We start from the raw sequence: 20,258 nt of genomic DNA, 5'->3' as shown, positions 1-20,258 counted from the left end.
TGGGCCCAGCCCTGCGCCGAGCGCACGTCCAGCACCACCGGGGCCTCCCCGGCGGCGCGGGCCGCGGCCAGGTCGGCGGGGTCGGTCTGGAAGGCCAGCTGGGCGGCGAAGAAGGCCACCGCGGGGTTCTCGCCGGTCATCTCGTTCGTCATGGCTCCATCGAACCGGCCCGGGAACCGCCCGACCAGGGGCGTTCGGCGGCGTTCGCGCCCGGCCGCCGGGGGATCGACGGTAGTTTCGCCGCCGTGACGACGAATCCCCGGCCCGCCCTGGACGCGACCGACCACGCCCTGCTGGAGCAGGTGCAGCGCGAGGGCCGGGCCAGCGTCGCCGACCTGGCCCGGGCGGTCAACCTGTCCGCCAGCGCGACCGCCGACCGGTTGCGCCGGCTCACCGACAGCGGCGTCATCACCGGCTACAGCGCCACCCTGGACCCCGAGGCGCTGGGGTACGCCGTCACCGCCTTCGTGCGCCTGGCGTACCCGACCGGCAACTACAAGCCGTTCCACGACCTGCTGGACACCACCCCGGAGATCGTCGAGGCCCACCACGTGACCGGCGACGACTGCTTCGTGCTGAAGGTGCTGGCGCGCTCCATGCGCGACCTCGAACGCCTCACCGGGAAACTGGCGACCCTGGGCGCCGTCACCACCAGCGTCGTGTACTCCAGCCCGCTGCCGCGCCGGCACCTGCGCCCGGCGTGAGCCCGCGGGCGCCGCTCACCGCGGCGCCCGGACCTCCAGCCCCGGCCCCTCGACGAACCCCAGCCGGGCGTACACCCGGGCCGCGGCGTCGTCGTCGGGCTGCAGGTGCGCGAACCGGGCCCCGGCCGCGAACGCCCGCCCCAGCGCCCACGACGACAGCCCCGCCGCCACCCCCCGCCGCCGCGCCGCGGGCACGACCCCGACCCCGCCCAGCAGCACCGCCGGGCCCGCGTCCCCGTCCGAGCGCACCGCGTACGCCGCCGCGAGCGGCCCGCCGGGCCCGGTGACGAGCACGACCTCCACCCCGGGGGTCCGCAGCTGCCCCGCGAACCAGGGCCGCACCGCGGCCGGTTCCCCGCCGAACGCGGCGGCGTCCACGGCCGCCAGCGCGTCCAGGTCCCCGGCGCCCGCGACGCGCACCGCGCACCCCGCCGGCAGGTCCACCGGCGCGAACCCGGCGGCGTCGACGCCCGCCAGCCGCTGCCGCACGACCAGCTCCCCGCCCCAGTCCGTGCCGGCGCGGACCCGCCACGCCCACGGCGTGCCCCGCCGCGCGAACCACGCCGCGACCTCCCCGGGATCGGCCAGGGCGGGGTCCACGACGTCGGCGCCGTTGTACTGCGGCGCAGGCATCCCGCTGCACGCGGCGCGGACACCGGGGAACCGGGCGACGGCCCCGCCGGGGCGGGCACCGCTCAGGACGGCCCACGCGTCGGCGTGGGCGGTGAACAGGTCAGGCACCGGGACAGGGTGGCAGGGACACCGGCGGCGGGGGGAGGGGTTTTCCGGCGGCTCAGTGCCGGATCCACCCGAACGTGCGCCGCACCGCCTCCTGCCAGTCCTCCCACCCCCGGTCCCGCACCCCCGGTTCCATCGCCGGTTCCCACTGCCCGGCGCGGTGCCAGCGCCGGCGCAGCGCCTCGGTGTCCGGCCAGAAACCCACCGCCAGGCCCGCCGCGTACGCCGCGCCCAGCGACACCGTCTCGCTCACCATGGGCCGCACCACCGGGGCGTCCAGGACGTCCGCGACGGTCTGCATCAGCAGGTTGTTCGACGTCATCCCCCCGTCGACGCGCAGCGAGTTCAGCCGCAGGCCCGAGTCGGCGTCCATCGCCTCGACGACCTCGCGGGTCTGCCACGCCGTGGACTCCAGCGCGGCGCGCGCGATGTGCCCCTTGGTGACGAAACCCGTCAGCCCGATGAGCAGCCCGCGGGCCTCGGCCCGCCAGTGCGGGGCGAACAACCCCGAGAACGCGGGCACGAAGTAGCAGCCCCCGTTGTCGGGCACCGTGCGGGCCAGCGTCTCCACCTCCGGGGCGGTGGAGATGAGCCCGAGGTTGTCGCGCAACCACTGCACGAGCGCGCCGGTGACGGCGATGGAACCCTCCAGCGCGTAGACGGGCGGTTCGTCGCCGATGCGGTGGGCGACCGTCGTGAGCAGCCCGTGCGAGGACCGGGTGATCTCCGTGCCGGTGTTCATCAGCAGGAAGCTGCCCGTGCCGTACGTGCACTTCGCGTCGCCGGGGGAGAAGCACGTCTGCCCGAACAGCGCCGCCTGCTGGTCCCCGAGCGCGGCACCGAGGACGGCGCCCGGCACGACGGCGCGCGCCCGCCCGTACACCTGGGAACTGGCCACGATCTCCGGCAGCGCCCGCCGCGGGATCCCGAACACCTCCAGCATCCGCGGGGAGTAGTCCAGGGTCGTGAGGTCCATGAGCATCGTGCGGCTGGCGTTCGTGACGTCGGTGACGTGGCGGCCGCCGTCGGGGCCGCCGGTGAGGTTCCACACCAGCCAGGAGTCGATCGTCCCGAACAGCACGTCGCCGTTCTCGGCGCGGCGGCGCAACCCGGCGTCGGCGCGCAGCAGCCACGCGATCCGGGGCCCGGCGAAGTACGTCGTCAGCGGCAGCCCGCACAGGCCGGCGAACCGGTCCGCCCCGCCGTCGGCGGCGAGCTCCTCGACGAGGTCGGCGGTGCGGGTGTCCTGCCACACGATCGCCGGGCCCACCGGGTCCCCGGTGCGCCGGTCCCACGCGACGACCGTCTCGCGCTGGTTCGCGATGCCGATCGCGACGACGTCCGCGGGCGTCGCCTCGACCTGCGCCATGGCCTGCGGGACGAGCCGGGCCACGGCCCGCCAGATCTCCGCGGCGTCGTGCTCCACCCAGCCGGGCCGGGGGTAGTGCTGCCGGTGCTCGCGCTGGGACACCGCGACCAGGCGCCCGGCGTGGTCGAACAGGATGCAGCGGGTCGAGGTGGTGCCCTGGTCGATCGCGACCACGTACCCCTGGTGCTCCGGCCGGTCGCTCACACCGGCCATCATCGGGTGCCGGCGATCACCGGCACCAGGGCGGCCGCTCACGCCTCCCGCACCCCCAGCTCGCGCGAGATCGCCCGCGCGGCCTGCCGCACCGCCGGGACCAGGCCCGCGCGCGGGCGCCCGCGCCCGTCGACGAGCCGCTCGGTGCGGCCCTCGATGCCCAGCGCGCCCACGACGAGGCCGCCGAGGTCGCGCACCGGGGCCGCGATCCCGGCCACGCCCACCTCCAGCTCGTCCACCTCCAGCGCCCAGCCCTGCTCCCGCACCGCGGCCAGCGTCCGGCGCAGCGCGGCGGGGTCCACGACCGTGCGGGCCGTCATGGCCGCCAGCCGGCCCCCCGGCCGCACGGGCGCCGAGGCGAGCAGGACCTTGCCGAGCGCGCACGCGTGCGCGGGCAGCGACGTCCCCGTCCGCAGCTCCTGGGCGCTGTCGTCGGGGCGGAACACGTGGTGCACGACGAGGGCCCGGCCCTGGGACAGCGTCGCCAGCCGCACCGACTCCCCGGACCGGCTCGCCAGGGAGTCGGCCCAGTTCACCGCGCGGGCGCGCAGGTCGTTCGCGTCGATGCGCGGGCGGCCCAGGTCGGCCAGGTCCGGGGCGGCCCGGTAGTCCCCGGACTCGTCCTGCACGACGAACCCCACGTCGACGAGCGTGCGGACGATGCCGTGCGCGGTCGTCTTCGCCAGGCCCAGCGCGTTGCCGATGTCGACGACGCCCAGGCCCTGACCGGCGCCGGCCAGCAGCCGCAGCACCGCGGCGGCCCGCTCGATGGACTGGATGGGCCCGGGCACGGCCCCATCCTGGCCCAGCCGGGTCCCGCCGCGGGCGCCGGTGGACGTCCGGACGTGGTGGACGCGACCTCGGCCGGTGCCGGGCCCGGGTCCTCCAGCGCGGCGCGGAAGGCGACGGCCGCACCGACCGCGACGACGTCGGGGGTGACCTCCGGGGCGGAGACCCGCACCGGCACCACCCCGGACCCCAGCAGCTCCGGAGCCCCGCGGTGGCCCTGCTCCACCAGCCCCCGCGGGCGGGTGACCGCGGCGCGGGTCGCGGCGAACGGGTTGCCGCGGCCGGCGCGCCTCAGGCGCCCGGCAGCGCCTCGGCGGTGGCGTCGGCGGCCACGACCATCTCGATCGCGCCGGTGCGCACGTCGTAGATCCCGCCCGCGACCGGCATCGCCGGCGGCAGGAACGGCCAGGACCGGATGCGCTGCACGTCGTGGACGAGGGTCGCGCGCTGGTCGGCGATGGTGCGGAAGTCGATGCTGCGCGAGTCGACGCCCTGCGCCAGCACCTTCGCGTGCACGTCGGTGTCGGTGTTCTTCGTCATCCCGCAGTCGGTGTGCGCCAGCAGCAGCACCCGCTGCACCCCGAGCAGGTAGTGCGCCAGGACGAGGGTGCGCAGGGTGTCGTCGGTGACGCGCGCCCCGGCGTTGCGCAGGATCTTCGCGTCCCCCTTGCCCAGCCCGAGCATCTCCAGCGGGGAGATGCGCGAGTCCATGCAGGTGATGACGGCCAGACCCACCCCGGCGACCCCGGGGCGGCCGTCGTCGACGAAGGTCTTGGCGTACTCGGCGTTGGCGGTCAGCACGTCGGCGAAGGGATCCACGGGGCACATTGTCACCACGGCCCGCGCCGCCGCTCGGCCGGGGTCCGGTCCCCCCGCGCCGCACAGGGTCGGGGAGTAGCCTCGCGCGGTGTCCATCCTCGTCGTCCGCCACGGACAGACCGCCTGGAGCCTGTCGGGCCAGCACACCGGCACCACCGACGTCCCCCTGACCGCCGAGGGGGAGGACCGGGCCCGCGCCCTGGCCCCCGTCTTCGCCGGCCGCGACGTGGCCGCCGTGCTCGTCAGCCCCCGGCAGCGGGCCCGCCGCACGGCGGAGCTGGCCGGGCTGCGGGACCCGCGGACCGACGAGGACCTCGTGGAGTGGGACTACGGCGGCTACGAGGGCCGGACCACCGCGGAGATCTCCGCCGAGCTGGGCCGGCCCTGGTCGGTGTGGCACGACGGGGTCGTGCCCGGCGCCACCCCGGGGGAGACGGTGCACCAGGTCGCCCAGCGGGCCCGGCTGGTGCTCGGGCGCGCGCAGGACCTGGTGACCGGGTCGGGCCGCGACGCCGACGTCGTCCTCGTCGCCCACGGGCACTTCCTGCGGGTCCTGCTCGCGAGCTGGCTGGGGTTGTCGCCCACGGCCGGGGCGCTGTTCGCGCTGGAGGCCGGGACGTGGGGCGAGCTGGGCCACGAGCACGGTCGCCCGGTGCTGGTGCGCTGGAGCGTCCCGGCCGCCGGCTGACCCGATCGGCGTCACCCGTCCGGCGCAAGGCGGGGTTCAGGTGGTGACGGCGCGTGCCGATGGAGCGGTGTGACCGCCGCCACCACCGCCTGGACCATCGCCGTCCTGGTGACGGTGGCCGCCGCCGTCGCGCTGACCGTGCTGGTCCGCCAGCGCGACCGCGTCCTGCGCGACCTGGCCCGCACCGACCCGCTGACCGGGCTGGGCAACCGGCGGGCCCTGCACGAGCTCGCCGAACCCCTGCTGGCCCGCGGCGGGCGGCCGGGGCTGCTGCTGCTCGACCTCGACGGGTTCAAGGACGTCAACGACACCCTGGGGCACGCCGCGGGCGACGAGGTCCTCGTGCAGGTCGCCGGCGTGCTGCGCGCCACCCTCGGCGAGGCGGCCGTCGTCACCCGGCTCGGCGGCGACGAGTTCGCCGTCCTCGTCGCCGACCCCGGGTCCGACGCCGAGCTGGAGGTCGTCGCCAAACGGGTCCTCGCGGGCCTGGGCGTCGGGGGTTTCCACGCCGGGGTCGTCCCGCTGGACGTGCAGGGCAGCATCGGCATCGCCGTGGCCGGCGCCGACGGGCACACCCTGGGCGAACTCCTGCAGCGCGCCGACGTCGCGATGTACGCGGCGAAGCGCTCGCGCGCCGGGGTGCTGCGCTACGACGCCGCCAGCGACCCGCACTCCACCGGGGGGCTGGAACTGCTCGGGCAGCTGCGCACCGCGATGGAGCGCGACCAGCTCGTCCTGCACTACCAGCCGAAGGTCTCCGGCGACGGCGCCCGGCTGCTGGGTTTCGAGGCGCTGGTCCGCTGGGAGCACCCCACCCGCGGGCTGCTGATGCCGGCCGACTTCCTGCCCGTCGTCGAACGCACCCACCTGATCCACGCCCTGACCCGCTGGGTGCTGCTCAGCGCGCTGCGGCAGGCCGCCGCGTGGCGCGCCGCGGGCCTGCGCACCACGATGGCCGTCAACGTCTCCGCCGTCAGCCTGGACCCCGGCCTGCTCGGGATCGTCGAGGAAGCCCTCGCCCTGACCCGCTGGTCACCGGCCGACCTGGTGCTGGAGATCACCGAGACGGCCATCGTCCAGGACCCCGCCGGGGCCCGCGCCACCGTCGCGCAGTTGCGCGAGCGCGGCGTCCGCGTCGCCGTCGACGACTTCGGGGCCGGGTCCACCAGCCTCGTCCACCTGCGGGGCCTGCCCGTCCACGAGCTGAAGATCGACCGGCAGTTCGTCGCCGAGCTCGTCACCCACCCCCAGGCCGACGCCATCGTCTCGGCCCTCATCGAGCTCGCGCACCGGCTCGGGCTGGTCGTGGTCGCCGAGGGCGTGGAGACCGTCGCGGCGGCCGACCGGCTGTGCGCCCTCGGCTGCGACGAGCTCCAGGGGTTCTTCTTCGCCCGGCCGCTGCCGGCCGCGCAGGCCGTGGCGTGGGCGCGCGCGGAAGGGCTGACGGACCCGGCGGTCGAGGTGCTCACCGTCCGCTGAGCCGAGGGGACGGTCGGGACCGGGCTCGACCTCGGACCGGGCTCACCACGCGAACGGCGGCAGGGGCTGGTCGGGGACGGCGGGGTCGTCGACGAAGGCGAGGTAGGGCTCGATCAGCACGTGCCGCCGGCCGGGGGCGCGGTCGAAACCCACCTCCAGGGTCTCGTCCAGGTGAGCCAGCAGCAGGTTCAGGACGGCCTGCTCGGCCTGCCCGCCGAAGGCGCTGACGGCGTCGGAGGCCGTGTCCCGGCAGACGGCGCCGAGCTGCCGGGGCGTGACGTGGAACCGCAGCGGCGGGTCCAGGACCGTGCCGTCCGGGAACTGGTCGGTCGCGAAGTCCCAGCGGTGCAGCACGAACGCCCCCTCGACGTAGCGCACGTCGGGGTCGACGTGCTCGCGCAGGCGCCGCGTCAGCTCGGCGAACAGCTCCTCGTCGTCCACCCCGGCAGGGTAGGTCCCGCGGTGGTCCCCCCGGCGGGGTCAGCCCTCTCGCGGCGCGACCCGCCCCGGGCGCGAGCGCTTCACGTCGTACAGCGCGCGGTCGGCCATCGCGATGGTGCCGGGCAGGTCGCCGCGGCCCTCGCGCAGCGCGGACCCGACGCTCACCCCGACGCGGACGGTGAGCGTCCCCAGGTGCAGGGGCTCGGCGAGGGTGCGTTCGAGGTCCGCCGCGACGCGGGCCACGGTCGCCGCGGCGTCCTGCGGCGGCAGGTCGAGCAGCACGACGACGAACTCGTCCCCGCCGGTGCGGGCCAGCACGTCCCGGGGGCGCAGCGCGGCCCGGCCGCGCTTGGCCACGGCGCGCAGCACCTCGTCGCCCACGGCGTGCCCGTAGGTGTCGTTGACGGGTTTGAACCCGTCGAGGTCCAGGGCGAGGACCGCGTGGGTCGCGGTCTCGCGGTCGGCGAAGCGGGGTGCGGTGCGCTCGTCCAGGGCGCGGCGGTTGGCCAGCCCCGTCAGGGGGTCGGTGCCCGCCACGGCCTGCAGCAACCGCTCGTGGTGGCGGCGGACGTGCACGACCCGGACCAGGACGCCGAGCGTGCCCGCACCGGCGAGGACCGCGACGGCGAGCCACAGCCGCGCCCAGCGCGTGGCGGCGTCCCGGTCCGCGTCCAGGCGGTCCACGCGCTCGGCCAGGCCGGTCGAGGCGCTGCGGTGCAGGGCCGCGGCCAGCCGGGACCCGCTCACGGCGAGGTCGCCGGGGGCGACGGGCCGGCTCGACCGCTCCGTCCCGTCCAGGACCGCGGACGTCCAGCGGGAGGCCGACTCCTGCGCGGTGCCGTCGGGGCCGGCGGCCAGCGCCAGCACCTCGCGGGCGATCGCCGGGTCCTGCCGGCGCAGGTCGGCCAGCAGTCCCGCGACGCCCGGCTCCTCGCGCGACCCCGCCGCCGGGGGCACGAGGCGGGGTTCGACCGCGCCGGTCACCAGGGGCTGCCCGGCGACCGCGTACCCCTGGGACCGGAGCCAGTCGGTCAGGTCGCGGTCGTGCGCGCCGATCCCGAGGGCGGCCTCGGCGGCGGCGAACTCCACCTGCTGGTACCCGGTCGAGGCGATGAGCTCGTCCAGCGGTGACAGCGCGGCCTCGAGCGGGTCGACCGCACGGCCCCCCACGGACTCGGCGCTCAGGCAGACGTCCAGGACGGGGTTGGCGTAGTCCGCGAGGAAGCTGCCGACGTCGGCGGGACCCTTGGCGCCGAGCTCGGTCAGCGCGGCGCGGGCCCGTCCCGCGTCCCCGCCGGCCGGGCCGCGGCGCAGGTCGTCGAGGGTGGCCGCGCTCGCGCGGTGGGTGGTCTCCCACCGCGCCTGCGCGGCGTCGCGGTCGAGCTGCCCGTCGCCCTCGCCGCCCTCCCGGACCCGGGCGATCGCCAGCTCGGTCACGCCGGTGCACAGGTCGAGGCGGACCGCGGCGAGCCGGAGGGCGGCGGAGCGGGCCCCGGCGGCCGAGCTGCCCTGGGCGGCGTCGGCCCGGGCCAGCAGGGAACCGGTGACGGCGCCGGCGCCGACGACGGCGACCAGCAGGACGCCGGCGGTGCTCGACACGACCCGTTTCACGACGACTCCGCGGTCCCGACCGGGGACGGACCGTCCGTCCCCCGCCCGGACTGTCGGTCCCGCTCCCGGGCGCCTTGAGCCGGGCGGCCGCCCGGGGCGCCCACCGTCCCCCGGACGGCCCTGCGTGCGGCGCGGCGGCGTGCCTACCGGCTCCGGCGCGCCCGCCGCACCACGGCGGTGGCACCCGCGGCGACCCCGGCCGCGGCGGCCACCCACGGCCCGCCCACGATCAGCGGGTCGATCCACTGGTGGTGGGTGTCGACGCGCCCGGCGCGGGAGCGGACCGGGTGGCCGGTGGCCTCGGCGAGCACACCGGTCTCGGTGACCGGGTCGTCCGGTCGCCCGCGCGCGGCGGAGGTCAGCAGACCCTCGAACGCGTCGACGCGGTCGGCGGCGATGAGCAGCAGCCAGTGCGCGTTGCGGGCCTCGCTGAACCGGTCGTACGCCAGGCGGCGGATCCGGCCGGACACCCCGTGCAGCGGGGCGCTGGTCCCGAACACCGGGGGCAGGAACGCGTGCTCGATGGACCGTTCGCGCGGGCCGTACCGCTCGGGCTGGCGGTCGGGGAACTCCCAGTGCGCGCCGTACGCCTCCGGGTCGAACACCTCCTGCGGGACGGCGGGACGGTCCTTCGGGTCGAGGTCGGCGCCCCAGCCGGGGATGCGGGCGCGCAACTGCTCGACCGTCTCCGGCAGCGGGGGTTTCTGCGGCCAGTACGCCATGGCGGGCTCCTCAGGCGGCGGTGGGGACGATGAGGGGTTTGACGCACCCGTCGAGCTTGGAGGAGAACAGGTGGTACCCCTCCGCGACGTGCTCCAGCGGGATGCGGTGGGTGACCAGGTCGCGCGGGCGCAGGTACCCGTTGCGCAGGTGCTCGAACAGCCGCGGCCACTGCCGCTTCACGGGGCACTGGTTCATCCGCAGCGTCAGGCCCTTGTTCATGGCGTCGCCGAACTTCACGGCGTTCGGGACCGGCCCGTAGGCACCCATCACCGAGATCGTCGCCCCCTTGCGGACGGCGTCGATCGCCCAGTTCAGCGCGACCGGCGAACCGCCCTGCAGCTTCAGCTTGGCCCCGGCGACGTGCTGCAGGAAGTTCCCGTCGGCCTCGGCGCCCACGCAGTCGATCGCGACGTCGGCGCCCAGGTGGTCGGTGATCCGCTTGAGGTGGACGACGACGTCGTCGTGCTCGGCGAAGTTCACCGTCTCGGCGTGCGCGAACGTCTTCGCCTTCTCCAGCCGGTAGTCGAGGTGGTCGACGACGATCACCCGGCCGGCGCCCATGAGCCACGCCGAGGCCGCCGCGACCAGCCCGACCGGGCCGGCCCCGAAGACCACGACGACGTCGCCCTCGCGGATGTCGCCGAGCTGGGCGCCGAAGTACCCCGTCGCGGTGGCGTCGGTGAGCAGGACCGCGTCCTCCTCGTGCATCCACTCCGGGATGACGACCGGCCCGACGTCGGCGAACGGGACCCGCACGTACTCGGCCTGGCCGCCGTCGTAGCCGCCGGTGGTGTGCGAGTAGCCGTAGATGCCGCCCACGGCGGTGGCGTTGGGGTTCACGTTGTGGCAGTTGGCGAGCATCCCGCGCGCGCAGTAGAAGCACGACCCGCAGGAGATGTTGAACGGCACCATGACCCGGTCACCGGGTTTCAGGTTCCGCACCGAGGGGCCGACGCTGTCGACGACGCCGATGAACTCGTGCCCGAACGTCGTCCCGACGCGGGTGTCCGGCATCAGCCCGTGGTACAGGTGCAGGTCCGACCCGCAGATCGCCGCGAGCGTCACCCGGACGATCGCGTCGTTGGGGTGCTCGATCCTGGGTGGGGCCTTCTCCTCGACCCGGACCCGGTAGGGCCCCCGGTACACCATCGCCCGCACGTGCCGCCTCCCCGCCGCGGCCGGTGGCCGCCTCCGCCAGACGGGCCGGTGGCTCGACCCCGAGGGCCCCACTGTGCGTCAGGACGGGCGGGCCTGCCAGCGCAACCGGGCCCGCGGTGGCGCCCGCGGCCACCCGCGGGCACGGTGGGTCCACCAGGACGTCGACCGGCACGACGTCCACGACCCCCCGGGACCGGTGACCACGATGGACCTCGCGAAACCCCTCGGCCGCGCCCGCTCCCGGCCCGCCGCGGTGCTGCGGGCGGCCGGTGCGGGAGCCGTGGCGGGACTGGCCGGCGGGGCCGTGATGAGCGTGGGGGAGAAGCTGGAGCAGGCCGTGACGCACCGCCGCGACTCCCACGTCCCGGCGCGCGCGCTGCTGGCGCTGCTGGGCCGGGACCCGGGCGACGCGGCGACACCGGTGGTCTGGAACCACGTCATGCACTACGGCACGGCGGCGACCCTGGGCGCGCTGCGCGGGGTGTGGGCGGCCACCGGCATCCGCGGGGCGCACGCCAACGCCTGGCACGCCGTCGTGCGCCTGGGTTTCGACCAGACGGTCGAGAACGCGACCGGCGTCGGTGCTCCGCCGGCGACGTGGCCGGTCGCGGAACTGGCCGTCGACGTGCTCCACAAGACGGTGTTCTCGGTGGCGACCGGCGTGGTCGCCGACCGGTTGCTGCCCCCGGTCCTGAGGTCGCAGCGGGGCCGGCGCAGCCACTGACGGCCGCGTCCGGCGGGTGCCGTCAGCGCAGGTCCTCGCGCAGGTCCTTGCGCAGGTGCACCAGGTCGACCCCCTCGCGCAGGGACGTCCGGTGGGTCTCCCGGTACCCGCGCCGCCGGTAGAGGCGCAGGTTGGCGACGCTGAGGTGGCCGGTGAACAGGACGGCCCACGAGGCGCCGCTGCCGGTCTCGGCGGCCTCCAGCAGGCGCGAGCCGAGGCCGCGCCCCTGCAGGTCGGGGACCACGGTCAGCCGCCCGACGTGCACCTCCTCGCCCCGCACCCGGGTGCGCACCGCCCCGACGAGCCGCGGCCCGAGGCGCAGGCCGTACCCGCCGTCGGCGGTCAGCTCCTCCCGCAGCTCCTCCAGCGACTGGGTGAGGGCCGGCAGGAGGGGGTCGGCGTACAGCTGCGCCTCCGAGGCGTAGGCGGCGCGCTGCAGGGTCAGCACCTCCCCGGCGTCGGCGGGGGTCAGGGCGGTCAGCTCGGCGTCCCGGAGCGGCGGCACGTGCGGATGCTGCCAGACCCGGCGGCGGGAGGATGTCCCGGTGACCGCTCCCCTCGGTGCCGTCGTCCTCAGCACGCCGGACCCGCGCCGGCTGGCCGCCTTCTACGCCGCCCTGCTGGGCTGGAGCGTGGTCTCCTCCGACCCGGACCGGGTGCGGTTGCGGAGCCCGCAGGAGGAGCGGCCGGGGCTGAGCTTCCAGCGCGAGCCCGGTGACACGCCCCCCACCTGGCCCGCGCGCGAGGGCGGGGTCGCGATGCAGGCGCACCTGGACGTGCTCGTCGACGACCTCGACGCCGAGCAGGCCCGGGCGGTCTCCCTGGGTGCCGGCGTCGAGACGCACCAGCCCGCACCGGGGGTGCGGGTCATGCGTGACCCGCACGGGCACCTCTTCTGCCTGTTCCTGCCCGGGGCGTGAGGGGCCGGCCGCACCCCCCGGGCCGGGAGGGGGTCAGGGGCCGGGTCAGGGGCCGGGGTAGCCGATCCGCGCGACGTCCCCGGCCAGCCCCGCCAGCGTCCGCGCCGGGTTGAGCCGGCGCACCAGGCCCTCGTCCAGGGGCCGCAGCGCCAGGACGTGCGCGACGTCGGCGCGGTCCAGGTCCGTCTCGTGGTACTCCGCGGCGAACCTCACGTAGGCGTCCGGGTCGGTGTCCAGCTCGGCCAGCAGCCACCGGCTGCCGTCGTCGACGTCGGACGGGACCGATCGGCGGAACCGCACCGGGTGCCAGCGCGGCTCCGCGGGTCCCCCGCCGCCCGCGTCGGCGTCCAGCCACCAGCACGCCAGGGTCAGCAGCGGCAGGTCCCCGTCGGTGAAGGCCGGTTCCGTGGCCGCCGGGCGCAGCGGCGCCGGGACCGCAGCGCGCCAGTCGAGGTCGAACGGTTCGGCGTAGGGGCTGACCGGGCTCTCGTGGTCGAAACCCCGCAGCCACGCCCCGGCCGGGGTGAAGGTGATCGACCAGGAGTTCCCGCTGCCGTCGTCCATGGAGGCCAGCTGCTCGCCGGTGCCCCAGGCGGCGTCGAAGGAGTAGTACCGGTCCACGGAGTCCTCGGCCGCGATGGCGTCGAGCACGGCCAGGCCCTGGCAGTGCCTGCGCAGGACCGGCGGTGCGGGCAGCCGGCGGGCGAGGTCGAGCAGGGCGGCGGGCAGGCCGGCTGTCCCGTCGGCGTGGTCGGTTCCCCGGGGGCTCGGCACCGGTCCAGCATCGCCCACCGGGCCGCCGGGGCGCCGCCGGCCGGGTCCACTAGCGTCACGGCGGTGGGCGTGCGGGTGGCGGTCGTCGGGGCGGGCATCGGGGGCCTCGTGCTCGCCGCGGGGCTGCAGCGGGACGGGCACGACGTCCGCGTCCACGAGCGCCGCGCGGACGCCGGCGCGCTCGGGGCGGGTCTGACGTTGTCCGGCAACGCGTTCGCCGCGCTGGACGCGATCGGGCTGGGTGAGCGGGTGCGGGCCGTCACCGGCGCCGGCGTCGCGGGTCTGCGCGCCGGTCAGCGCCGCCCCTCGGGGCGCTGGATGACGACCCTGCCCCCGGCGGCGGTCGCGTCCCTGCGCAGCGTGCACCGGGCGGACCTGCACCGCGCCCTGCTCGACGCGCTGCGCGACGGCACGCTGCGGACCGGTGCGGCCGCGTCGGTCTCGCCCGACGGGGCGCCGGTGCTGCGCACCCCCGGCGGTGCGGAGGAGTTCGACCTCGTCGTCGCCGCCGACGGCCTGCGCAGCAGCAGCCGCAGCGCCCTGGGCCTGGACACCGGCCTGCGCCGCGCCGGGTACCTCGCCTGGCGGGGCGTCACCGCCGGCGCCCTCGACGTCGGCGGGCAGGCGGGGGAGACCTGGGGGCGCGGGCAGCGGTTCGGGGTGGTCCCGCTGCCCGACGGGCGCGTCTACTGGTTCGCCACCGCCGCAGCGCCCCCGGGGCCCGCCGACGGCGCCGCCGACGACCTCGACGCGCTGCGCGAGCGGTTCGGGACCTGGCACGACCCGGTCCCGGCGTGCCTGGCGGCGACCCCGCCGGGGGCGGTGCTGCGGCACGACGTCCACGACCTGCGCCGGCCGCTGCGGTCGTTCGTGGTGGACCGGACGGTGCTGCTCGGTGACGCCGCGCACGCGATGACCCCGGACCTGGGGCAGGGGGCCGGGCAGGCGATCGAGGACGCCGCGACCCTCGTCGTGCTCCTGCGCGGGGCGCGCGGCGGCGGCGACCTGCGCCCCGCGCTGGCCCGCTACGACCGGGACCGCCGTCGCCGGACGAGCCGGGTGGCCCGCCGGTCCCGCTCGGTGGGAGCGGTCGGTCAGCTCGCCCACCCCCTCGCCGTCGCGGTGCGCGACGCCGCGCTGAGCGCGACCCCGGGGCCGGTGCTGGCCCGGGCGGCGGAGCCGCTGCAGCGCTGGGCGCCGCCGCGCCCGGCCGGGTGAGGACGGGCGCCTCCGCACCCGCCCCCACCGGGTTCAGACGTGGCCGACCGGCCGCTCGGCCCCCTTCAGCACGACGGCGTGGTCGGCGGCGAGGTCGCGGGTGCGGGTCTCCCCGTAGGCCAGGACCGCGACGACGGTGACGACGGCGCACCCGAGCAGGTACAGCGAGACCGCCGTCGGGTTCGGGTCGGCGAAGCTGCCCAGCAGGGCCAGGGCGATGAGCGGCGCGGGCGCCCCGGCGACGAGCGAGGCCAGCTGCGAGCCGATGCCGACACCGGTGTAGCGCGACTTCGTGCCGAACAGCTCGGCGAAGAACGCCGCCTGCGGGCCGTACATCGCCCCGTGGAACAGCAGGCCCACGGTGATGGCCGCGACGCTGACCCAGAAGTTCCCCGCGTCCAGCAGGCCGAACAGCGCGAACGCCCACGCGCCGGTGCCGACGGCGCCGAACAGGTAGACGGGGCGGCGGCCGATGCGGTCGGACAGCGCGCCCCACAGCGGGATCGTCACCAGGTGCACCAGGGAGGCCACGACCAGGGCGTTCAGCCCGAACGACGACTCCGCGCCCTGGGCCTTGGTCAGGTACGACAGGCTGAAGACGGTCAGCAGGTAGAACGAGACGTTCTCGGCGATCCGGGCGCCCATGGCCACCAGGACCTCCCGCTTGTAGTGGCCCAGCACCGTCAGCAGCGGCGGGGTCTCCGCGACGCCGCTGTCCGCGGCCCGCTGCGCCGCGACGCGCTGCGCCTCCAGGAAGACCGGCGACTCGCTGACCGACAGCCGGACGAACAACCCGACCAGGATGAGGGCCGCCGACAGCAGGAACGGGATCCGCCAGCCCCAGCTCTCGAAGGCGGCGTCGGACTGGAACGCGGCCAGCAGCGCCAGGACGCCGGTGGCGAGCAGGTTCCCGGCCGGGGCACCGGCCTGCGGCCAGGAGGACCAGAAACCCCGGTTCTCCGGCTTCCCGTGCTCGGACACCAGCAGGACGGCCCCGCCCCACTCCCCGCCGAGGGCGAAACCCTGGACGAGGCGCAGGGTGACCAGCAGGGCCGGCGCGAGCACGCCGACGGTGGCGAAGGTGGGCAGCAGGCCGATGGCGAACGTCGCGCCGCCCATCATCAGCAGCGAGATCACCAGCAGCTTCTTACGCCCGACGCGGTCGCCGAAGTGGCCGAAGACGAGGGCGCCGATCGGCCGGGCCGCGAACCCGACGGCGTAGGTCCCGAAGGCCAGCAGCGTGCCGGCGAACTCCGAGCTCTCGGGGAAGAACAGGGCCGGGAAGACGAGCGCGGCGGCCGACCCGTAGAGGAAGAAGTCGTACCACTCCACGGTGGTGCCGATGAGGCTCGCGCCGACGACGCGGCCGAACCCCCGCTGGGGGTGCGCAGGTGCGGACATGGGGTCTCTCCTCGTCGAGGGAACTGCTGCTCCGACGCTAGGAGCGCGTCGCGCCGGCCACCATGTGCTCCGGGACCCCCTTCGAGGTGGCCGTCGTGTGCCGGGCCGACACGTCCGGGCGACCGGCGGGCCGGGCCCCGGGTGTGGGCGCCCACCACCGCCAGGCCGCGGGTTGTGTGCGCTGCGCCCTGGGAAACCCCGCGGGGGGCCTCTAGCGTCGCGGCATGGCAGTCAGCGAACCCCCCGGCGTACCCACCGGCGAACCCCTCGGCGGGCGCCGTGCCCTCGTCACCGGCGGTGCGTCGGGCATCGGCCGCGCCTGCGCCGTGCGCCTGGCGCAGGCCGGGGCCGCCGTCGTCGTCGCCGACCGGGACGGCGAGGCGGCGCGCGCGGTGGCGCAGGAGGTGGGCGGCACCGCGCTGGTGGTGGACCTGTCGGACCTGGACGCCGTGGACGCCCTCGACCTCGACGTGGACGTGCTGGTGAACAACGCCGGCCTCCAGCACGTCGCGCCGGTGCACGAGTTCCCCGCCGACCGCTTCTCCCTCGTCCTGCGGCTGATGCTGGAGTCGCCGTTCCGGCTGCTGCGGGGTGCCCTGCCGCACATGTACGCGCGCGGCTGGGGGCGGGTGGTGAACATCAGCTCGATCCACGGGCTGCGGGCCTCGGCCTACAAGGCCGCCTACACGACCGCCAAGCACGGGCTGGAGGGGCTGTCGAAGGTCGTCGCGCTGGAGGGCGCCGCCCACGGCGTCACGTCGAACTGCGTGAACCCCGCCTACGTGCGCACGCCGCTGGTCCAGGGGCAGATCGCCGACCAGGCCCGGCTGCACGGGATGTCCGAGGACGACGTCGTCGCGCAGGTCATGCTCGCCCCGGCCGCGGTGAAGCGGCTGATCGAGCCCGCCGAGGTCGCCGAGGCCGTCGCCTGGCTGTGCTCACCGGCCGCCGCCTCCGTCACCGGGACGTCGCTGGTGATGGACGGCGGCTGGAGCGCGCACTGACCGGCGCACCGGCGAGAATGCCCGCCGTGACCGGGACCGGTGCCGCGGAGTTCCTCGAGCTGCTGCTCGAGGACGCCGCCGCCATCGAGTACGAGCGCCCGCTGGTGCGGGCCCGCGCCGCCGGGGCCGACGCGGCGGACCTGGCCGAGCTGGAACGGGCGAAGCTGCTCGCCCTGGAGGTCCGGGAGGCGTTCGCCGCCCGCCGGCGCCGCGAGTCGGAGCTGTCCGCGCTGTTCGACACCGCCGGCGACCTGGCCGCCCTGCGCGGGGTCGACTCGGTGCTCACCGCGATCGTGCGGCGCGCCCGCCAGCTGCTGGGGACCGACGTGTCGTACCTGACGCTCAACGACCCCGCCCGGGGCGACACGTTCATGCGGGTCACCGACGGGTCGGTCTCGGCCCGGTTCCAGGCGCTGCGGCTGCCGATGGGCGCCGGGCTGGGCGGTCTGGTCGCCCAGACGGCGGCCCCGTACGCCTGCGCCGACTACTTCCACGACGACCGGTTCCGGCACACCGGCGAGATCGACGGCGGTGTCCTGGAGGAGGGGCTGGTCGCCATCCTGGGCGTGCCGCTGGTTCGCGGGTCGCAGGTGATCGGGGTGCTGTTCGCCGCCGACCGCACCGCGCGCACGTTCGACCGCTCCGAGGTCTCCCTGCTCGGTTCCCTCGCCGCGCACGCCGCGATCGCCCTGGACAACGCCCGCCTGCTGGAGGAGACGCGGGCGGCGCTGGAGGAGCTGTCGGCGACCAGCCGGGAACTGCGGGAGCACACCGCCTCGGTCGAGCGGGCCGCCGGGGCGCACGACCGGTTCATCGACGTCGTCCTGCACGGCGGGGGCGTCGACGACGTCGCCGCCGCCGTCCGGGACACCCTCGGCGGTTCCATCACGGTCCTCGACCCGGAGGGCCGGGGGAGGCGCTGCGACGGCGAGGGGGCCGAGCTGCCGCCCGACCCCGCCGGTGCCCTGACGCGGGCCCGCAGCACCGGCCGGACGGTGCGGGAGGGGAACTGGTGGACCGCGGCCGTGACCGTCGACCGCGAACTGCTGGGCGGGCTCGTCCTGCACCGCGAGGAGGAGCTGCCCGAGGCCGACCAGCGGATCCTGGAGCGGGCCGCGCTGGTCACCGCGCTGCTGCTGCTGATCCGCCGCACGGCCGGCGAGGCCGAGGGCCGGGTGCGCGGGGAACTGCTGGAGGAGCTGCTGACGTCCCCCGTCCGCGACCCCGAGGGGCTGCGGGAGCGGGCCCGCCGCCTGGGCGCCGACCTGGACCGGCCGCTGGCCGTGGTGGTGGCCCTCGTGCCCGAGCACGGCCGGTCCCGGGCGCTGGCCGCGGCGACGCACCTGGCCGCGACACGCGGCGGGCTGGCCGGCCCGCACGACGGTGCCGTGGTGCTGTGCCTGCCCGACGCCGGCGCCGGGCCGGCGGCCGCGGCGGTCCGCCGCGACCTGGCCGCCGCCGGGGCCGGCCCGGTGACCGCGGGCGGCGCCGGCCCGGTCCGCGACCCCGCCGCGATCGCGACCGCGCACGCCGAGGCGGCCCGCTGCGCGGCGACCCTCGTCGCGCTGGGCCGGACCGGGGACTCCGCCGACACCGGCGAACTGGGTTTCTTCGGCCTCCTCGTCGGCGAGGGGCGGGACGTGGGCGGGTTCGTCACCGCGACGCTGGCGCCGGTGCTGGAGTACGACCAGCGCCGCCGCACCGACCTGGTGGGCACGCTGGAGGCGTACTTCGCCGCGAGCGGTTCCCCGGCCCGCGCCGCCGAAGCCCTCGGGGTGCACGTCAACACCGTCACCCAGCGCCTGGAACGCGTCGGCCGGCTGCTGGGGGAGGACTGGTCGGCCCCGCAGCGGGCGCTGGAGGTGCAGCTGGCGCTGCGGCTGCGCCGCCTCACCGGGGCATAGAAAAGTCCACCGGAGTGATGTACGGCGCTCTCTCTCGCGAGTGAAAGTGCGTCCACCACCGAATGAGGTGGCCGCTGGCTCCGATGCCTCGGCTTAGAGGTGACCTCACTAGGTTGAGGGAAGCGGGAAGAACGGCTCTCAAGTTCCTAGCGCATGTAACTAGCTTCGTAAGGAAGCCTACACGCGGTCACTGACACTAGGTACCCTGTCAGGATGGGTTGGCGCGACTGGTTCGGCTCGACGAATCATCAGAACTCTCTACCACCTATGCGTCCGACGTTCCCGCCTTCGGTCCAGCAATCAGTGCGCTCTACGTTCGATGGCGCGGAGCTGGGGACTGCAATTGCGGCGGTGCATGGTCTGACTGGTGACGCCTGGAAAAAAGCCCAGGCCGCCTACATCGGCGGTTTGGCGTCCGCCGACTCATCTCTTTCTCAACAGGTCGATGCGCTACTGGCGGTCGTTACCACTTGGAGTTTGGTCGGCAAAACATCGAGTAAGGTGACCAGTGTTGCGCCGAATCTCGGTCAGGTCATCGAAAGGGTCGCTTCCTCCCTGGTCCGGCCGGACGAGCGGTTGCTAGCGTTCTACCCTACCGACGGCGACACTGCGGAAGTTTTGATTATTGCCGTGAGTCAGGGTTACATCATTCGACAGGAGGGCAACACCTTTAGGTTGGGTCCGCCTGCTCTGCGGGCCACAGTAGGAAGCGGCGTTCTTGATCTCGGCCGCGGTCAGTCGATAACCCTCACTGAACTGCCCTACGCCTTAGCCATTGCGGCTGCTGCAGGTGCTCAGCAGATGCCTGTATCGCGAGGCAGCTCGAAGCCCTATTTTCGACAGGCGAAGCGACGGACGGATAAACCCAAACGCTCCCCACGTCCCCGTTCTAAGTCGGACGCCAGCGCGACAGCAATCCACTCGGCGGTGGCAACTACGGTCGATTTTGTTAATGTCCCACCCGTCGAGATTGTGCCGATGGCCGTACGACCACGACCTGCCCATCGCTTCATTCGTACATACCGGGATGCCGAGGAGGTGGCGGCAGAGTGGATGGAGTACATGGGCTACACCGGCGTACAGGTTACAGAGCTCGGGCCGGACGGCGGCATTGACATCGTGGCGGACGGCGCAGTCGCCCAGGTGAAGCTTCATGGCAAGCCCATGGGTCGGCCGCCACTGCAACAGCTCCGTGGCGCTTCTCGCGATGGCGATGCTTTGTTGTTTTTCTCCGCCTCTGGTTATACGGCTCAAGGCAGAGAGTGGGCCGACACTGTCGGAATGGCGCTGTTCACCTTTGATCGCCAGGGAGAACCCGAGCCGGTCAATGAAGTCGCACAAGAGCTATTTCATGCAAATGACCAGTAAGTTGCTCGCTGCGAGTTGCATATTTACGATCGTCGCTCCAGCGACTGTCGTGGCTCAGTTTTGACCAGAATGTTAAGCAGCGCTTAGGCGGCGTCAGTCCTTATAGGTTCATCGCGGATCGAATCGATGGCCAGATCCGTGGCGGTCGCGTTCGGCTCACCGCGAAGTCAACGGGTGCCCTCGGCGACATCTGGTCGAAGCCGAAACTTTTCG

At 75.3% G+C, this 20,258-nt stretch carries 20 protein-coding genes and 1 pseudogene; 9 read left to right on the top strand and 12 right to left on the bottom strand.

The annotated features are described in order from the left end of the window. Window positions 1-152 (bottom strand): annotated as a pseudogene (locus tag ACRYM6_RS15945) (rhodanese-like domain-containing protein); the annotation flags it as partial. Between the two features lie 93 nt (window positions 153-245). On the opposite strand from ACRYM6_RS15945, the gene ACRYM6_RS15940 reads away from it, so the two are divergent. Next, window positions 246-704 (top strand): Lrp/AsnC family transcriptional regulator, encoded by a 459-nt coding sequence (locus ACRYM6_RS15940; RefSeq protein ID WP_432543865.1) that lies wholly within the window; start codon window positions 246-248, stop codon window positions 702-704. A 15-nt stretch (window positions 705-719) separates the two neighbouring features. Here ACRYM6_RS15940 and ACRYM6_RS15935 read toward each other — a convergent pair whose 3' ends face one another. The 4 genes from ACRYM6_RS15935 to ACRYM6_RS15920 all read right to left on the bottom strand — a co-directional run bounded on the left by ACRYM6_RS15935 (window position 720) and on the right by ACRYM6_RS15920 (window position 4,641). Next, window positions 720-1,445, bottom strand: a complete 726-nt coding sequence (locus ACRYM6_RS15935; protein ID WP_432543864.1) for a GNAT family N-acetyltransferase — start codon at window positions 1,443-1,445, stop codon at window positions 720-722. A 52-nt stretch (window positions 1,446-1,497) separates the two neighbouring features. Further along, the gene (glpK, locus tag ACRYM6_RS15930) at window positions 1,498-3,015 is read right to left on the bottom strand and encodes a glycerol kinase GlpK (RefSeq protein ID WP_432543863.1); all 1,518 of its coding nucleotides are present in this window, start codon (window positions 3,013-3,015) and stop codon (window positions 1,498-1,500) included. Between the two features lie 47 nt (window positions 3,016-3,062). Beyond that, window positions 3,063-3,815, bottom strand: a complete 753-nt coding sequence (locus tag ACRYM6_RS15925) for an IclR family transcriptional regulator (protein WP_432543862.1) — start codon at window positions 3,813-3,815, stop codon at window positions 3,063-3,065. 289 nt (window positions 3,816-4,104) lie between these two features. Next, window positions 4,105-4,641: a beta-class carbonic anhydrase gene (locus ACRYM6_RS15920; protein WP_432543869.1), complete on the bottom strand. Its 537-nt coding sequence runs from the start codon at window positions 4,639-4,641 to the stop codon at window positions 4,105-4,107. Window positions 4,642-4,720: 79 nt separating this feature from the next. Here ACRYM6_RS15920 and ACRYM6_RS15915 point away from each other — a divergent pair, with 79 nt between their 5' ends. Together ACRYM6_RS15915 and ACRYM6_RS15910 are read left to right on the top strand one after the other, a co-directional pair. Next, on the top strand, window positions 4,721-5,320 hold the full coding sequence (locus ACRYM6_RS15915) for a histidine phosphatase family protein (protein WP_432543861.1): 600 nt from the start codon (window positions 4,721-4,723) through the stop codon (window positions 5,318-5,320). Between the two features lie 69 nt (window positions 5,321-5,389). Next, window positions 5,390-6,799 (top strand): putative bifunctional diguanylate cyclase/phosphodiesterase, encoded by a 1,410-nt coding sequence (locus tag ACRYM6_RS15910; protein ID WP_432543860.1) that lies wholly within the window; start codon window positions 5,390-5,392, stop codon window positions 6,797-6,799. Window positions 6,800-6,841: 42 nt separating this feature from the next. Here the strand turns inward: ACRYM6_RS15910 and ACRYM6_RS15905 are convergent, their stop codons facing one another. From ACRYM6_RS15905 to ACRYM6_RS15890, 4 genes are all read right to left on the bottom strand, one after another. Then, a complete protein-coding gene (locus tag ACRYM6_RS15905; protein WP_432543859.1) occupies window positions 6,842-7,240 on the bottom strand; it encodes a hypothetical protein in 399 nt (132 codons plus the stop codon). A 39-nt stretch (window positions 7,241-7,279) separates the two neighbouring features. Beyond that, a complete protein-coding gene (locus ACRYM6_RS15900) occupies window positions 7,280-8,851 on the bottom strand; it encodes a GGDEF domain-containing protein (RefSeq protein ID WP_432543858.1) in 1,572 nt (523 codons plus the stop codon). A gap of 143 nt (window positions 8,852-8,994) precedes the next feature. Beyond that, entirely contained in the window at window positions 8,995-9,573 is a 579-nt protein-coding gene (locus ACRYM6_RS15895; RefSeq protein ID WP_432543857.1) for a hypothetical protein, read from the bottom strand. A gap of 10 nt (window positions 9,574-9,583) precedes the next feature. After that, window positions 9,584-10,732 (bottom strand): zinc-dependent alcohol dehydrogenase, encoded by a 1,149-nt coding sequence (locus ACRYM6_RS15890; RefSeq protein ID WP_432543856.1) that lies wholly within the window; start codon window positions 10,730-10,732, stop codon window positions 9,584-9,586. A gap of 73 nt (window positions 10,733-10,805) precedes the next feature. Here ACRYM6_RS15890 and ACRYM6_RS15885 point away from each other — a divergent pair, with 73 nt between their 5' ends. Beyond that, complete coding sequence (locus ACRYM6_RS15885; RefSeq protein WP_432543855.1) at window positions 10,806-11,456, top strand: hypothetical protein; 651 nt, start codon at window positions 10,806-10,808, stop codon at window positions 11,454-11,456. Between the two features lie 22 nt (window positions 11,457-11,478). Here the strand turns inward: ACRYM6_RS15885 and ACRYM6_RS15880 are convergent, their stop codons facing one another. After that, complete coding sequence (locus tag ACRYM6_RS15880) at window positions 11,479-11,961, bottom strand: GNAT family N-acetyltransferase (RefSeq protein WP_432543854.1); 483 nt, start codon at window positions 11,959-11,961, stop codon at window positions 11,479-11,481. 40 nt (window positions 11,962-12,001) lie between these two features. Between ACRYM6_RS15880 and ACRYM6_RS15875 the strand changes: the two genes are divergently transcribed. Then, window positions 12,002-12,376: a VOC family protein gene (locus ACRYM6_RS15875; RefSeq protein ID WP_432543853.1), complete on the top strand. Its 375-nt coding sequence runs from the start codon at window positions 12,002-12,004 to the stop codon at window positions 12,374-12,376. 45 nt (window positions 12,377-12,421) lie between these two features. Here the strand turns inward: ACRYM6_RS15875 and ACRYM6_RS15870 are convergent, their stop codons facing one another. Further along, the gene (locus ACRYM6_RS15870; RefSeq protein WP_432543852.1) at window positions 12,422-13,150 is read right to left on the bottom strand and encodes a hypothetical protein; all 729 of its coding nucleotides are present in this window, start codon (window positions 13,148-13,150) and stop codon (window positions 12,422-12,424) included. A gap of 63 nt (window positions 13,151-13,213) precedes the next feature. Between ACRYM6_RS15870 and ACRYM6_RS15865 the strand changes: the two genes are divergently transcribed. Beyond that, the gene (locus tag ACRYM6_RS15865) at window positions 13,214-14,368 is read left to right on the top strand and encodes an FAD-dependent monooxygenase (protein ID WP_432543851.1); all 1,155 of its coding nucleotides are present in this window, start codon (window positions 13,214-13,216) and stop codon (window positions 14,366-14,368) included. 33 nt (window positions 14,369-14,401) lie between these two features. Here ACRYM6_RS15865 and ACRYM6_RS15860 read toward each other — a convergent pair whose 3' ends face one another. Further along, window positions 14,402-15,769, bottom strand: a complete 1,368-nt coding sequence (locus ACRYM6_RS15860; protein WP_432543850.1) for an MFS transporter — start codon at window positions 15,767-15,769, stop codon at window positions 14,402-14,404. Between the two features lie 224 nt (window positions 15,770-15,993). On the opposite strand from ACRYM6_RS15860, the gene ACRYM6_RS15855 reads away from it, so the two are divergent. The 3 genes from ACRYM6_RS15855 to ACRYM6_RS15845 all read left to right on the top strand — a co-directional run bounded on the left by ACRYM6_RS15855 (window position 15,994) and on the right by ACRYM6_RS15845 (window position 20,045). After that, complete coding sequence (locus ACRYM6_RS15855) at window positions 15,994-16,773, top strand: 3-hydroxybutyrate dehydrogenase (RefSeq protein WP_432543849.1); 780 nt, start codon at window positions 15,994-15,996, stop codon at window positions 16,771-16,773. 17 nt (window positions 16,774-16,790) lie between these two features. Then, on the top strand, window positions 16,791-18,677 hold the full coding sequence (locus ACRYM6_RS15850; RefSeq protein WP_432543848.1) for a helix-turn-helix domain-containing protein: 1,887 nt from the start codon (window positions 16,791-16,793) through the stop codon (window positions 18,675-18,677). Between the two features lie 213 nt (window positions 18,678-18,890). Then, window positions 18,891-20,045 (top strand): restriction endonuclease, encoded by a 1,155-nt coding sequence (locus ACRYM6_RS15845; protein WP_432543847.1) that lies wholly within the window; start codon window positions 18,891-18,893, stop codon window positions 20,043-20,045. The last annotated feature ends 213 nt before the right edge of the window (window positions 20,046-20,258 follow it).

It is taken from the genome of Kineococcus rugosus (assembly GCF_050871975.1).
Lineage (GTDB): Bacteria > Actinomycetota > Actinomycetes > Actinomycetales > Kineococcaceae > Kineococcus.
The sequence above is the reverse complement of the archived record's forward strand: the minus strand, read 5'-3'. Positions and strand labels throughout refer to the sequence as shown.

What these genes read in the sequence shown, in the direction of transcription:
- ACRYM6_RS15845 (WP_432543847.1), top strand. Translation starts at nt 18,891, where the DNA reads ATGGGTTGGCGCGACTGGTTCGGCTCGACGAATCATCAGAACTCTCTA.
- ACRYM6_RS15895 (WP_432543857.1), bottom strand. Translation starts at nt 9,573, where the DNA reads ATGGCGTACTGGCCGCAGAAACCCCCGCTGCCGGAGACGGTCGAGCAG.
- ACRYM6_RS15850 (WP_432543848.1), top strand. Translation starts at nt 16,791, where the DNA reads ATGCCCGCCGTGACCGGGACCGGTGCCGCGGAGTTCCTCGAGCTGCTG.
- ACRYM6_RS15860 (WP_432543850.1), bottom strand. Translation starts at nt 15,769, where the DNA reads ATGTCCGCACCTGCGCACCCCCAGCGGGGGTTCGGCCGCGTCGTCGGC.
- ACRYM6_RS15920 (WP_432543869.1), bottom strand. Translation starts at nt 4,641, where the DNA reads ATGTGCCCCGTGGATCCCTTCGCCGACGTGCTGACCGCCAACGCCGAG.
- ACRYM6_RS15855 (WP_432543849.1), top strand. Translation starts at nt 15,994, where the DNA reads ATGGCAGTCAGCGAACCCCCCGGCGTACCCACCGGCGAACCCCTCGGC.